Origin of the sequence: Kitasatospora sp. NPDC008050, from assembly GCF_042957465.1 — a bacterium.
In the GTDB taxonomy this organism is placed as follows: Bacteria; Actinomycetota; Actinomycetes; order Streptomycetales; family Streptomycetaceae; genus Kitasatospora.
Genome location: NZ_JBIBIJ010000021.1, coordinates 1 through 12,243 on the forward strand (window position 1 = coordinate 1; position 12,243 = coordinate 12,243).

The 12,243-nt window shown below is 72.4% G+C and carries 10 protein-coding genes; 1 reads left to right on the top strand and 9 read right to left on the bottom strand.

The genetic code is table 11. The annotated features are described in order from the left end of the window. The 7 genes from ACFZB9_RS30985 to ACFZB9_RS31015 all read right to left on the bottom strand — a co-directional run. A partial coding sequence (locus ACFZB9_RS30985; RefSeq protein ID WP_391452675.1) for a hypothetical protein occupies nt 1–521 on the bottom strand: 521 nt, incomplete at its 3' end. Nucleotides 522–1,240: 719 nt separating this feature from the next. Continuing rightward, nucleotides 1,241–2,248 (bottom strand): DMT family transporter, encoded by a 1,008-nt coding sequence (locus tag ACFZB9_RS30990; protein WP_391452676.1) that lies wholly within the window; start codon nt 2,246–2,248, stop codon nt 1,241–1,243. Further along, a complete protein-coding gene (locus ACFZB9_RS30995; protein ID WP_391452678.1) occupies nt 2,235–3,719 on the bottom strand; it encodes a pyridoxal phosphate-dependent decarboxylase family protein in 1,485 nt (494 codons plus the stop codon). The genes ACFZB9_RS30990 and ACFZB9_RS30995 overlap by 14 nt, the downstream gene beginning before the upstream one ends. Continuing rightward, a complete protein-coding gene (locus ACFZB9_RS31000) occupies nt 3,719–5,578 on the bottom strand; it encodes an NAD(P)/FAD-dependent oxidoreductase (RefSeq protein ID WP_391452680.1) in 1,860 nt (619 codons plus the stop codon). The genes ACFZB9_RS30995 and ACFZB9_RS31000 overlap by 1 nt, the downstream gene beginning before the upstream one ends. Beyond that, complete coding sequence (locus ACFZB9_RS31005; RefSeq protein ID WP_391452682.1) at nt 5,575–6,315, bottom strand: GNAT family N-acetyltransferase; 741 nt, start codon at nt 6,313–6,315, stop codon at nt 5,575–5,577. Before ACFZB9_RS31005 ends, ACFZB9_RS31000 begins: the two co-directional genes overlap by 4 nt. Continuing rightward, nucleotides 6,308–7,075 (bottom strand): gamma-glutamyl-gamma-aminobutyrate hydrolase family protein, encoded by a 768-nt coding sequence (locus ACFZB9_RS31010; RefSeq protein ID WP_391452684.1) that lies wholly within the window; start codon nt 7,073–7,075, stop codon nt 6,308–6,310. Before ACFZB9_RS31010 ends, ACFZB9_RS31005 begins: the two co-directional genes overlap by 8 nt. Nucleotides 7,076–7,251: 176 nt before the next feature. Then, nucleotides 7,252–8,256 carry an AsnC family transcriptional regulator gene (locus ACFZB9_RS31015; RefSeq protein ID WP_391452686.1) on the bottom strand — a complete coding sequence of 335 codons (1,005 nt, stop codon included), beginning with the start codon at nt 8,254–8,256 and terminating at the stop codon, nt 7,252–7,254. A 111-nt stretch (nt 8,257–8,367) separates the two neighbouring features. On the opposite strand from ACFZB9_RS31015, the gene ACFZB9_RS31020 reads away from it, so the two are divergent. Further along, on the top strand, nt 8,368–9,801 hold the full coding sequence (locus ACFZB9_RS31020) for a carboxylesterase family protein (protein ID WP_391452688.1): 1,434 nt from the start codon (nt 8,368–8,370) through the stop codon (nt 9,799–9,801). 150 nt (nt 9,802–9,951) lie between these two features. Here ACFZB9_RS31020 and ACFZB9_RS31025 read toward each other — a convergent pair whose 3' ends face one another. Together ACFZB9_RS31025 and ACFZB9_RS31030 are read right to left on the bottom strand one after the other, a co-directional pair. Next, the gene (locus ACFZB9_RS31025; RefSeq protein ID WP_391452690.1) at nt 9,952–10,821 is read right to left on the bottom strand and encodes an NAD-dependent epimerase/dehydratase family protein; all 870 of its coding nucleotides are present in this window, start codon (nt 10,819–10,821) and stop codon (nt 9,952–9,954) included. An 84-nt stretch (nt 10,822–10,905) separates the two neighbouring features. Continuing rightward, nucleotides 10,906–12,150 (bottom strand): MFS transporter, encoded by a 1,245-nt coding sequence (locus tag ACFZB9_RS31030; protein WP_391452692.1) that lies wholly within the window; start codon nt 12,148–12,150, stop codon nt 10,906–10,908. Between the last annotated feature and the right edge of the window lie 93 nt (nt 12,151–12,243).

Here is a 12,243-nt window from a genome sequence, read left to right on the forward strand (position 1 = left end):
GAGGACGAGTCGTAGGACAGCGACAGGTCCGGCGCCGGACCGGCGATCGACTTGGGCGCCTGGATCGGGTACGCGTACGTGAACGCACCCGTGTTCCCGCCCGACGACCAGGTACCGGCGGGCGACAGCGAGGTCGCCGAGTAGGTACCGGACGAGCCGTCCGGGGCCGAGGTCGCGGCCAGCACAGTCGCCGTCGACGAGACGGACTGCGCCTGCTCGGTGGTCGCCAGCGGCGCCGTCCGGGCGGCACCGGCGGCGGGCAGGGCGAGCTGTACGGTGGCCGTCAGCGGCGCACCGGGGGCCGTCTGCACGGGAGTCTGCCTCTGACACTGCGCCAGCTCCGGTGTGGTCAGCGCACACGCGGGCAACTGCACCAGGTGCAGCCGGGAGGCGTAGTCCCCACCGAACGCGGCCCGGAACGAGGACGGATCCACCGTCACCGTCGCCGCGCCGGAACCCGTCGAGGCATCGGCCGACTCGACCGAGAACAGCACACCGTGCACGCCCGCCTTCGACGCCACGGACTGGTCCGCCGTGGTCACCCGCACCCGCGACAGCGGCGAGGAACTCGCCCCAGCCCCCGCAGCGTTGGCCTTCGCACCACCCTGCGTGGCGGCTCCGACCGAGATCGGCAGGTTGCCCGCCCGGGCGCCGGCCGAACCCGCCGAGCCCTGCGGAGCGGCGAGCGCTCGCGCACCACCGCTCGATGCGGCCGTCAGATCGACGACCGCACTGCCCGCCCCCGGCAGCTCTGTGGCGACCGTTGGGTCGAATGTCTTGAAAGTCGCGGGCTTTCCCGGGTTACCGGGCTTTTCCCGTTTGGACGGAACCATCCGCTCGGCCGGAATTGCCGGTGCGTGCGGCTTCGGTGGCGAGACGGCGAATGCCACGACCGGCATGCCCCCCGTCACAAGCACCACGCCGAGCGTGACCGCCGCAGTGGAGCGGACGAGTTGTATCCCGCTCCCTGCGCGTATCGCCCGGCTCAACCTCATCCCCACGTGACCTCCCCTTGTCGAACGAGCGAGCCGCGACGTCCCACCGGCTGTGAACGCCGGTGGGTGTCGACGTTCTGACATGCAGTCAGCGGCGGTCATGCTGCCACGAACCGAGGCTTCGGGGCATTGCAGTTCGATCACGTAAGACTGCCGATTCGTCCAAGGCAGTAGGCATTTAGGTGCATCAAAAGGTCACAATTGACCCACGAACTATGCGTCAAATCATAGGAAGCGAAGCTGGCTTACTCGATGCCGTGCACCCGGAGCGGGAACTGCTGAGCAGCCTCGCGGCGCCGGGCCGCGGCCGCCAGCGCCCGGTTGAAGAGGTAGGCGCAGAGGAAGACGCCGGTGACGACCAGCAGGCCGCCCCACAGCTCGTAGGAGGTCGGCAGCCGCCGCTCCCGCATGAGGTTGAACACCACGCCGAAGACGGCCTCCATCCCGATGATCGGGCCCATGACCGTGGTGGGCAGCCGCTTGGTCGCCGCGTTCCAGAACCAGGTGGCGCACCAGGAGCCGAGTACCGCCAGGGCGGCGCACCAGGCCAGGTAGTGCCAGAAGGTGCCGGCGTCGTGGAACGGCGAGGGACCGCCGCCCGCCCGGGCCAGCGGCACCAGCAGGAGTGAGGCGCCGAAGGCGCCGGTGCCGATGCTGGCGGTCCACACCACGTTGTCGATGGGGGTCTTGGCGCGTTTGAGGATGATCCCGTTGGCGATGACGAAGTACGCCCAGGCCAGGCAGGCCGAGACGCCCAGCACGATGCCGAGCAGGGTCTGCCCCGCGGAGACGCCGGCCCGGTCGGCGGCGGAGGAGGCGCTGTCCACCAGCAGCAGCCCGCCGGACATGACGACGATCGGCAGCAGCAGCCGGCGCCAGTTCAGCGCCTTCTCGAAGACGTTGGAGGCCAGCGCGACCATTGCGGGGATCAGCCCGGTCAGCGTCGAGGCGAGGACGCCGCCGCCGATCCTGGTCGACAGCGACAGCAGCAGGTAGAAGCCGATGTACCCGACCACGCCCAGGTGCATCGCCTTCAGGAAGTTCCGCGCGCCGAGCTCCCGCGCCTTGGCGGAGTTCAGCGCGAGGACGGTCAGCGACATCACGCCGAAGACCGCGTACCTGCCCACCACGAGGTAGTAGACGTTGAGCGGGGCGATGACCGCGGGCCCGAGGAAGGTGAATCCCCACAGCGCGGTCGCGACCAGCGCCGCCGGAAGTCCGACCGAGTATGCGCCTGACCTAACGGGAATCACCTGCGGGAGCCTCCGGCGGCTGGTGGGTGAGCTGATCACCGATCGCCTGGATCTGCTCGACCAGGAATTCGATGTCGGCCGTCGTCGTCCGGTGGTTGTTGTTGGCGACCCGGATGACGAACTTCCCGTCGATCACGGTGTGCGAGGGCATCGCCAACCCGCCCACCTGGAGCCGTGACAGTATCTCGCGGTTGACCTGGTCCACCGCCTGCGGCTCGCCGCCCGGCCAGACGTAGCGCAGGCAGGCGATGTTCAGCCGGCTGCGCGAGAGGACCTCCAAGGTCCGGGACGCATCGGCGAGTTCGGTCAGCCGGGCGATCTGTTCGATGTTGCCCGCGATCGTGTCTGCGAAGGCGTCGATGCCGTGCGTTTTGAGGGCGAACCACACCTTCAGCGCCCGGAACCGCCGGGACTGCTCGATGCTCCGGTCGGAGAACGCCACCTCGTACGCCGCCGGACCGTGGTCGGTGCGGCTGATGTAGTCCGCGGTCGAGCTGAAGGCCGCTTCGAGGGCGTCCGGCCGGCTGACCAGGACGCAGCTGACGTCGAACGGCAGGTAGAGCCACTTGTGCAGGTCGAAGACGAGCGAGTCGGCCTGGTTCAGGCAGGCCAGCAGCCGCCGGTGGGTCGGCAGCAGGTAGGCGAACGCACCGAACGCGCCGTCCAGGTGCAGCCAGAGCCCCGCCTCGCGGGCGACGGCCACCAGCTCCTCCAGCGGATCGATCGCGCCGGTGTTGACCGTGCCGACGTTCCCGACCACGCAGAGCGGATGGAACCCCGCGGCGCGGTCCTGCCGGATCGCCTCGCGCAGCGCGGGCACCTCGATCCGGAAGGACTCGTCGACCGGGATCTGCCGGAAGAACACCCGACCGATCCCCAGCAGTTCGACCGCCTTCTCGAAGGAGTGATGCGTCTCGGTGGAGCCGTAGACGGTGAGTTGGGGGCCGGCCAGATTGCCGTCGCGGCGCACGTCCCAGGCGCCTCGACGGGCTTCGCGCGCGGCGGCCAGGGCGATGATCTGCCCCATCGAACAGCCGCTGGTCAGCACGCCGGAGCCGGTGCGGGGCCAGTCGAAGGCCTGCTTCAGCCACTCGATCACCTGCCGCTCGACCAGCATCGCCGCGTTCTCGCCCGAGCCGAGGGTGCAGTTCATGACGGAGGCGAGCAGGTCGGCGTAGGCGGCGACGGGGACGCCGGAGCCGTTCGCCCAGCCCCAGAAACGCGGGTGGATGTTGCCGCGCGGATACGGCAGGATCGACTCGCAGAACTCCTGGTAGACGGCGGCCATCGGCGTTCCGGTGTGGGGTAGTTCGGTGCCGAGGCGGGCGCGGACCGCCTCCGGCACCGGTTGCCAGACCGGGCGGTCCCGGACACCGGCGAGGTAGTCGACCATGTCGTCGATGATCCGCTTGCCGAGCTCGCGGAACTCCTCCCAGTCGGCGGGATCGAGCGGTGCCGTCTCGGCGCCCATCAGCTGCCCCCTCTGTTGAGCGCGTCGACCGAGCCGTCCGCGTCGACCGAGCTGTCCGCGTCGACCGTGTCGACCGTGTTGGCCGCGTCGACTCCGTTGACGAACGACCGGAAGCGCTCCGGGTGGTAGAGCGCGTGCATGGGGTGCCGTTCGCCGCGGAGCGAGGCGAGCACGGCCCGGCCGATCGCCGGTGCCTGGGCGAAGCCGCCGGTGTTGTGCCCGCCGTTGATGACGAACAGCCGCCCGTGGGCAGTGGTTTCCGCGTGGTACAGGCCGAGCGAGGTCGAAGTCCAGGGGCGGACGCAGAACTTGAAGCTGTAGTTGTCGGCCGGGTTGGAGGACTCCGACAGGTCGGCGCGGTCGGGGAAGAGACGCTCGACGGTGTCGACCATGCCGGCCCGTACGGCCGCCAGTTGCTCCGCGTCGACGCCGTGCCCGGCCGCGTCGTGGGTGCCGGCGCCGAGGTAGCCGTAGCCGGACCCGACGATCAGGATCTCCTGGCCGTCGCTGTCCAGCGCCACCGTGACGTTGGCGTCCTCGGTGACGTGCCCCTTGCGGGCGATCTTGAGCGAACAGGGCAGGTTGGCACCCTTGTTGCTGATCCGGAGCCAGCCGCCCAGCACTCCGTGGATCTTCCCCTCGCACGGCGATCCGGCGAGCAGGGCCTGCCCGTCGGTGCCGGGCGAGGCGACGATGTGCGCGTCCTGGGGGATCGCCCGGGCGCAGTCGAAGCCGGTGAGCCGTCCGGCGTCGTCCCGCCGCACCCTGGCCACCGGTGTGTCCCAGTGGAAGACGGCGCCCCGGGCTTCGAGGTGGCGGACGATCCGTTGCGTGAACTTGTGGATGTTCAGGGTGAATCCGGGGACCAGGAAGCCGCCGGCGATTTCGCCCCGGTCCAGCGGCCGGGCCAGCGTGGGGAACTCGCGGGCGAGTTCGGCGGGCGTCAACTCGTCCAGCAGGGCGCCGATCCGGCGGTGGCGGTCGAGCGCGGCGGCGAGCTGGCGGCGGTCGCTGTACAGCCGCAGGATCCCGTCGCTGAAGCTCACGTCCTCGAAGAGCTCCGGGTAGCTGTGCCGCAGCCGGTGCCACTCCTGGCCGGCCTCCGCGGCGAAGGCGAAGATGTCCTCGTTGTAGGCGCGGGCGAGCCAGGCCGGGATCTGTTCGAACTCCTCGATCCAGGCCTGCTCCGCGGCTGACAGGCCGGGGCCGCCACGGGCGAGCCAGCCGCCCTCGGTGACGGGGATCCGGAAGTACCCCGGGGCGCTGCCGTGGAAGTCCTGGTTGTTGTAGTTGTCCATCTCGGTGAAGGTGAACATCCGTGCGTCGTCGCCCGCGTGGGTGCAGCCGTAACGCTGCCAGTCCTCGTGCCCGGGCGCCGGGGACCGGTCGAGCACGGTGACGTGGTAGCCGTCCTCGGCCAGGCCGAGTGCGGTGACCAGGTTGACGATCCCGGCGCCGAGCAGCACGACCTCACGGCCGCGCGGATCGGCCGGCGCGGCCTCGAAGTGCCGGTTGAGCGCGACCTGTTGCTCGCAGCGGCGCAGCGCCCTGGCGAGCGCGTCCAGGCCGGTGCCGTCCTGCTGGAACTCGGTGAGGCCCGGGAGCCCGGCCGGCGCCGGGATGCCGGTCACGTAGGCGAGGAACCTCGGGCCGGGGACGGCCTGCGACCAGCGCAGCAGCAGCGGGTCGGCGGGGCGCCGCGGGGTGATCAGGGCCTCGCAGCCGTGCCGGACGGCCCGCTCGATCACCTGCTCGTCGGTGGCGCAGGACAACTCCGGTGCGTAGAGGATGTTTCCGGCTCGCAGGAAGTCCGAATCGGGTAACTCGGGGTTGGCTGTGGTCACCAGGATCTTCGTCACCGTGGGGAGCTTTCGTCGTCGAACGGAAGGGGCTGGTGCCGCAGGGCGAGCCGGGGCCCGGAGTCGTCGATCACGATGGCGGTGCCGGTCCAGCCGTCCTGGAACGCGCGCTCCAGCTCCTCGGTGGCACCGAGCGAAACCGATCGCCTCGGGCCGTCGCCGGGTCGTTCGCCGGAGCGTTCGGCGGAGCGTTCGGAGGGTCGTTCGGTGGGTCCTTCGGTGGGCCAACCGGCCGGACTGGGGCGGTAGCAGAGGAACCGCAGCCTGCCGCCGAACTTGCGCACCAGCCGGACCGGCCGGAAGCCCGCTTCGAGCAGTGAACGGACCCCGTGCGGATTGGCCGGTGAGCTGGTGGCGAGCAGATGGCGGATGTCCGTCTCCACCAGGTCGGCCAGGGCCCGGGTGTTCAGCAGCCGCGCCAGCTGGAATCCGCGCCACTGGGGCAGGACGGCGATGGTGTCCCAGTGCGCCACCCGGGAGTACTCGGCCGGCGGCAGCGCGGTGTCCTTGGCCAGATTGAACGCACGGTCGCGCGGAAAGTAGACCATGCGGTACGCGACCGTTTCGCCGCCGCGCGACACGCCATAGCAATGGCCGCCGTCCGCAAGGCAGTAGGAGATGAACTCCGGCGTACTGGTCTGGAATGTCGATGTGTCGGCGAGGCCGGAACGGATGCGTTCCTGGAGTTCCAGAATGAGTCCGAGATCCTCGGGCTCCAGGCGGCGGAGATCAAACATGGGACGGCCTCGCAGCCAGGACGAAGGCAGATATCAACGGGTCGGGGCTCAACGGGTCGGGGCTCAACTGGTCGGGTATCAACCGGTCCGGACTTTCGTCCGCGTTCTCCGTCGCGGGCAGTTCCGGATGCCAGAGCACGCCGACGGCCCAGCCGTCCCCGTCCTGCTCGATGGCCTCGACGAGCGAGTCCTCGGAATGCGCGGTCGCTCGCCATCGTGAATCGGGGCGCTCCGACATGGTCAGCCCCTGGTGGTGGTAGGAGGTGACCCGCACGGATGGTTCCCGGTAGGCCCGCGCCACCTTGCTCCCGGCGGCGAGGGTGACCTGGTGCCGGGACGGCTCGGTGAGCGAGAGCCGGTGCGCGACACTGCCGTCGGTGACCGCGGGGATATCCGCTATCAGCCGGTTCCCCGTTGCGACATGGAGCACCTGGCAGCCGCGGCAGATGCCGAGGGTCGGCAGCCCGGCGGCGAGGGCCAGGGTGGCCAGCCGGAGTTCGAAGGCGTCCCGGTCGGGGTGGTAGTCGTACCTGCTCTGCCGTGGGGTTCCGTCGGCATGGTCGGGATCGATGTCCTCGCCGCCGGTGAGCAGAAGGCCGTCCAGCGCGGACAACACCGGTTCGCAGAGTTTTTCGTCGCCGAACGGAATGATGATCGGCACCCCGCCTGCCCGGGCGACCTGATCGACGTAGGCCTGATGGACACAATGGCTCTGCACTGACCGGCGTAATCGCGCGGTGATACCGATCCTGGGTTGCATGACCCGCCCCCATGAAATCGTGCACGTGATGGAACACGAACGAGACGAACGCTAACTGACGCCCTGTCGACTGCGCAAGATCGGACGGATGCTGTTCATCTCCGCTGACCACCTGGCGCTGACGAGCGACAACTCCGCGACCGGAACCTCTGGTTGACCTCCGGGAGCCGGTGGGTTCACCAGGTGGGGCGGGTCAGGCCGGTACGTTTGGCGGTGGCCAGGATCGGCGTGGTCTCGATGGTGGTGATCTTCTCCAGGGCGCCGACGGTTTCGGTCAGGAAGGCGTAGAGGGCGCTGAGATCCGCCACGGCCACCGCCACCAGGAGATTGGCGGGGCCCGTGGTGGCGGCGACGAAGCGGACCCGGGGGTGGCGGCCGAGGGCCAGGCCGGTGGCGTCCAGCGCGCCGGGGCTGACGGTCAGCCAGAGCAGCGCCTCGCTCTGGCAGCCGAGCAGCGCCAGGTCCACCTCGGTGGCCAGCCGGACCACCCGGCCGTGGACCAGCGCCGCCACCCGGCGCCGGGCGGTGAGCGGGCTGAGGCCGGTCCGGGCGGCCAGGTCGGTGTAGCCGGCCCGGCCGTTGGCACTCAGCGCCTCGATCAGGGCGGCGTCGCCCGGCGCCTCGGCGGCCGCCGGGACGTCGGGCGACTCCGGCGCCGGTCCGCCGGCCAGCAGCGGATCGGTCGAGCGGAGCAGCGCGGTCTCGCGTGCGGAGAGCAGATCACCGCTCCAGTGGAACGAGATCGGGAAGACCCGAAGCAGCGTGTGCGCGGTCCAGGAGGCGACGGCGGCGGTGGCGGGCAGATCACGCAGCAGCAGGGTGTTGCGGGCCTCGGGGCCGTCGAGGAAGAGGATCGTGCTGATCTCGTCGCCGCCGCCCAGCACGTCCACCCAGACCGTGTCGGGCCGGCGGGCCAGCGTGGCGGCCACCGCCCGTACCCGGTTGGGGCGGCAGCGCACCCGCAGCGCCAGCGGGACCAGCGCGGGAAACCGGACGGGGCTGCACACCACGGTGGCCCGCAGCGTGCCGTCGGCGTACAGCGGCCCGGCCCGGCGGACCACCGTGCGTTCGGACAGTTCCAGGCAGTGCGCGAGCGTCCGCCAGGAGGCGCGGGGCGCGAGCAGCAGCGCGGCGGCGATCCGGCGATCGGTCTCATCGAGCGATTGGCGCACATTCGGCATTCTAGGTGCTTCGGTGTCATGTTTTCGGATTCAGGGCGGCGGACGATGGCCTGCTCCCGCCGGGAAGCCGTACACCTGAGGGGCCGACACGACGAGAGGGGACGGATGGCCATGACCGACGGAACGAGCGGACCGAACGGAACGAGCGGCACGGACGCGACGAACGGCTCGAACGGCACGAACGGCACGAACGGCACGAACGGCACGGGGCCGGTGCTCGCCACCGCCCACGGCCTGCTGCGCGGCACGCTGGAGGGCCCGGTGGCGGCCTTCCGCGGCATCCCGTACGCGGCCTCCCCCGTGGGCGCCCTGCGGTTCGCCGCGCCGAGCCCGCAGCCGGGCTGGCAGGGGATCCGCGACGCGGTGCGCCCGGGGCCGGCGGCCCCGCAGGGCCCGTCCCGGCTGGAGGCCGTGATGGGGCCGCGCGAGCCGGACTGGGACGAGGACGGCTGCCTCACCCTCAACGTCTGGACGCCCCGGCAGACGCCGGCCGCCGCCACCGACGCGCCGCGCCCGGTGCTGCTCTGGTTCCACGGCGGCGGCTTCAGCAGCGGCAGCGGCGGGTGGGACTGGTACGACGGCGCCCGGCTCGCCGCTCTCGGCGACATCGTCGTGGTCACCGCCAACTACCGGGTGGGTCCGCTGGGTTACCTCTACCTGCCGGAGTTCGGCGCGGACAACCTCGGCTGCCGGGACCAGGGCGCTGCGCTGCGCTGGGTCGCCGAGAACATCGCCGCCTTCGGTGGTGACCCCGCGGCGATCACGGTCGGCGGCCAGTCGGCCGGCGCCTACTCGGCCCTGGCACTGGCGCTCGACCCCGCCACCGGCGGCGCGGTGCGCCGGGTGATCGCCCAGAGCGGCCCCTGGGGCATGCGCCCGCAGGACCCGGCCGAGGCCGCCGAGACGGCCGCCGCCTACCTGCGCCTGCTCGGCATCGACCCGCGGCAGGCCGGCTCCGCCCCGGGCGCGAGCGGCTGGGAGGAGCTGCGCGCGCTGCCCGTCCGGCAACTGCTCGACACCTACCGCCGGCTGGCCGCCGACCGTGCCGGCTCCGGCGACCCGAACCCGCCCATGTACCCCGTCCTCGGCGGCGCGGGTCTGCCGCAGCCGATGCTCCCGGCGGTGGCCGCGGGCGCGCTGGGCGGCAAGGACCTGCTGCTGGGCACGACCACCGACGAGATGACGGGCTTCGGCCTGCACGGTCCGGTCGGCGAGACCGTCACGCACCGGTTCTTCCACGCCGGCGCCACGGAGCTGGCCGAGCACCGCGCCGCCCAGGGCACCCCGGCGTACGTCTACCGCTTCGACCGCCGCCCGACGCCCGACGAGCTCGGTCTCGGGGCCACCCACTGCGCCGAACTGCCGTTCCTCTTCGGCACCTTCGACGCCTACCCGGCCGCCCCGATGCTGGGCACGGTCGGCGCGGCGGACCGCGCGCTGGGCGAGGCCTTCGGCCGGGCCCTCGCCGCCTTCACGGCCACCGGCGCGCCGGGCGGCGACTGGACGCCGTACCGGACCGCGGCCGACGTCCAGCGCTTCGCCTGACGGGTCTGACAGGTTGGACGGGTTGGACGGGCCTGACGGGTTGGACGGGCCTGACGCCCGCCCGGCCGCTCCCGGCCGCTCCCGGCCGCTCCCCGGCCGCTCCCCGGCCGCTCCCGGCCGCTCCCGGCGGTCCGGCGGGCGCACGCACGCTCAGGCGAGCGCCGCGAAGCCCTGCCGCCAGGAGGCCCGGGTCGGTCGCCAGCCGTGGGCGGTCCTGGCCAGCGCGCCGTCCGCGCCGCGCTCCCAGGCGGCCCGCCCGGCCACCGCGGGCGGCGTCGGCGCCCCGACGGCGGCGGCCAGCGCCGGGACCCAGAGCCGGGCAGGAGCCGGCTCGTCGTCCACCACGTTGACCGTGCCGCTGGGCCAGTCGAGCGCCGCGAGTGCCGCCCGGGCGGCGTCCTCGACGTGCAGGAACGAACTCACCGCCTCGCTCGCCGCCAGCTCGCCCCGGTGCAGCCGCTCGGCCATCAGCGCGCCCTTGGCGAACCAGGTGCCCGGGCCGTAGAGGGTGCCGTAGCGCAGCACCACGTGCTCGGGGAGTTCGGCCGCCGCCTCCTCCAGGGCGCGCACGCCGCCGACCGTCGTGGCGCGTGGCTGCTCGGTGCCGGGGTCCAGCGGGGTGGTCTCGGTGGCCGGGGTGTCGCCGCCCTGGTAGGCCCAGGAGATGGACTGCGCGACGATTCGGCGCACTTTGGCCTGGTGCGCGGCGTCCACCAGGTTGCGGGTGCCCTCGCGCCGGATCCGGGCGTTCTCGGCCAGTGCCTGGACAGGCCCCGGGGCGAAGCCGCTCAGTGCGGTCAGCTGGTGGATCACGGCGTCCGGTGCGGCCGCTGCCATGGCCCGTTCGACCGCCGTCCGGTCGAAGACGTCCAGCCGGACCGCCTCGGCGCCCTGCTCGCGCAGCGCCCGGGTGCCCTCCTCGCTGCGCGAGCAGGCGACCACCTGATGGCCGGCGGTCAGCAGCAGTGGCAGCAGGAGCCGGCCGATGGCGCCGGTGGCCCCGGCGAGGAAGACGCGCATGTGGATCTCCGATGAGCAGACGGTGGGTCGAGCGAGCTGAGCTGCGGTGAGCTGGGCTGGGCTGAGCTGGGCTGAGGTGGGGGATCAGTTCGCTGCCCGCCGGTCGCCGAGCCACAGCGCGCCGGCCGCCGCGGTGAGCCCCAGCCCGGTCAGGCAGCTGCCGAGCCATCCGGCCGTGGCGTACAGCGTCGCGGCGGCGGTGGCGCCGACCGCGCCGCCGAGGAAGTAGGCGGTCATGTAGGCGGTGGTGACCCGTGATCGCAGCGCCACCGGGAACGTGTAGATCCGGGCCTGGTTGAGCACGTTGAGGCCCTGGGCTCCGACGTCCAGCAGCAGGATCCCGACGATCAGCGGCAGCAGGTGGTGGCCGCCGGCCAGCGCCGCCCAGGCGAGCGCGAGGGTGAGCACCAGCAGCCCGGTGGCGGGGTGGGCCAGGCTCCGGTCCTGCAGCCGCCCGATGGGCTGGGCCCCGAGCGCTCCGGCGGCGCCGAGCAGGCCGAACAGGCCGATGGTGGCGGCCGAGTAGTGGTACGGGCGGTCGCTGAGCAGGAACGGCAGGCCGGTCCAGAGGAGTTGGAAGCAGCCGAAGGCGAGCGCGCCGCAGGCCATCCGGCGGCGCAGCAGGGGCTCGGTGCGCACCAGGGTGGCGACCGAGGCGAGCAGGCGCGGATAGCTCTGCCCGCGGCCGGCCGGCAGGTTCGGCAGGCACAGCCGCAGGGCGGGCGCGAGTACCGCGGTGGCGGCCGCCGCGAAGCCGTACACCGCGCGCCAGCCGGCCAGTTGGTCGAGCGCGCCGGAGGCGGTCCGGGCCAGCAGGACCCCCAGCAGCAGGCCGCTCATCAGGGTGCCGACCACTTGGCCGCGCTGCTCCTCGCGGGCCAGCGAGGTGGCGAGCGGGATCAGCACGCTGGCGGCCGAGCCGGTCAGCCCGACCACGGCCAGGGCGGCCAGCAGGGTGCCCGGGCCGGGGGCCAGCGCGGCGGAGGCCAGCGCGAGCGTGTCCACGGCGAGCATGGTGACGACCAGCCGGCGCGGGGCCAGCAGGTCGCCGAGCGGCACCAGGAGGACCAGGCCCAGCGCGTACCCGAGTTGGTTCACCGTGATGCAGAGCCCGGCCACGCCGCTGGAGACCCGCAGGCTGTCGGCCAGCGCGGGCAGCAGGGGCTGGGCGTAGTAGTTGTTCGCCACCACCAGCCCGCAGGCCGTGGCGAGCAGCAGCACCAGTGGTCGCGACAGCCCGCGAGCAGCGGTGGGGGTGGCGGCCGGGGTCGGGGAGGGGGCGGGGGCGGTGCCGAGATCGCCCGAGTCAGCGGTCCGATGCGTGGTCACATGCTCAAATTAGAAGCAGAAAGGACCATCTCCATGGACCAAAAGAAGCCCGGTGAAGTGAGCCAAACCGATGCCCGCCCCGGTGCCCGCCCC

What these genes read in the sequence shown, in the direction of transcription:
- ACFZB9_RS31025 (WP_391452690.1), bottom strand. Translation starts at nt 10,821, where the DNA reads ATGCGCGTCTTCCTCGCCGGGGCCACCGGCGCCATCGGCCGGCTCCTG.
- ACFZB9_RS31020 (WP_391452688.1), top strand. Translation starts at nt 8,368, where the DNA reads ATGACCGACGGAACGAGCGGACCGAACGGAACGAGCGGCACGGACGCG.
- ACFZB9_RS31005 (WP_391452682.1), bottom strand. Translation starts at nt 6,315, where the DNA reads ATGTTTGATCTCCGCCGCCTGGAGCCCGAGGATCTCGGACTCATTCTG.
- ACFZB9_RS31015 (WP_391452686.1), bottom strand. Translation starts at nt 8,256, where the DNA reads ATGCCGAATGTGCGCCAATCGCTCGATGAGACCGATCGCCGGATCGCC.
- ACFZB9_RS31010 (WP_391452684.1), bottom strand. Translation starts at nt 7,075, where the DNA reads ATGCAACCCAGGATCGGTATCACCGCGCGATTACGCCGGTCAGTGCAG.
- ACFZB9_RS30995 (WP_391452678.1), bottom strand. Translation starts at nt 3,719, where the DNA reads ATGGGCGCCGAGACGGCACCGCTCGATCCCGCCGACTGGGAGGAGTTC.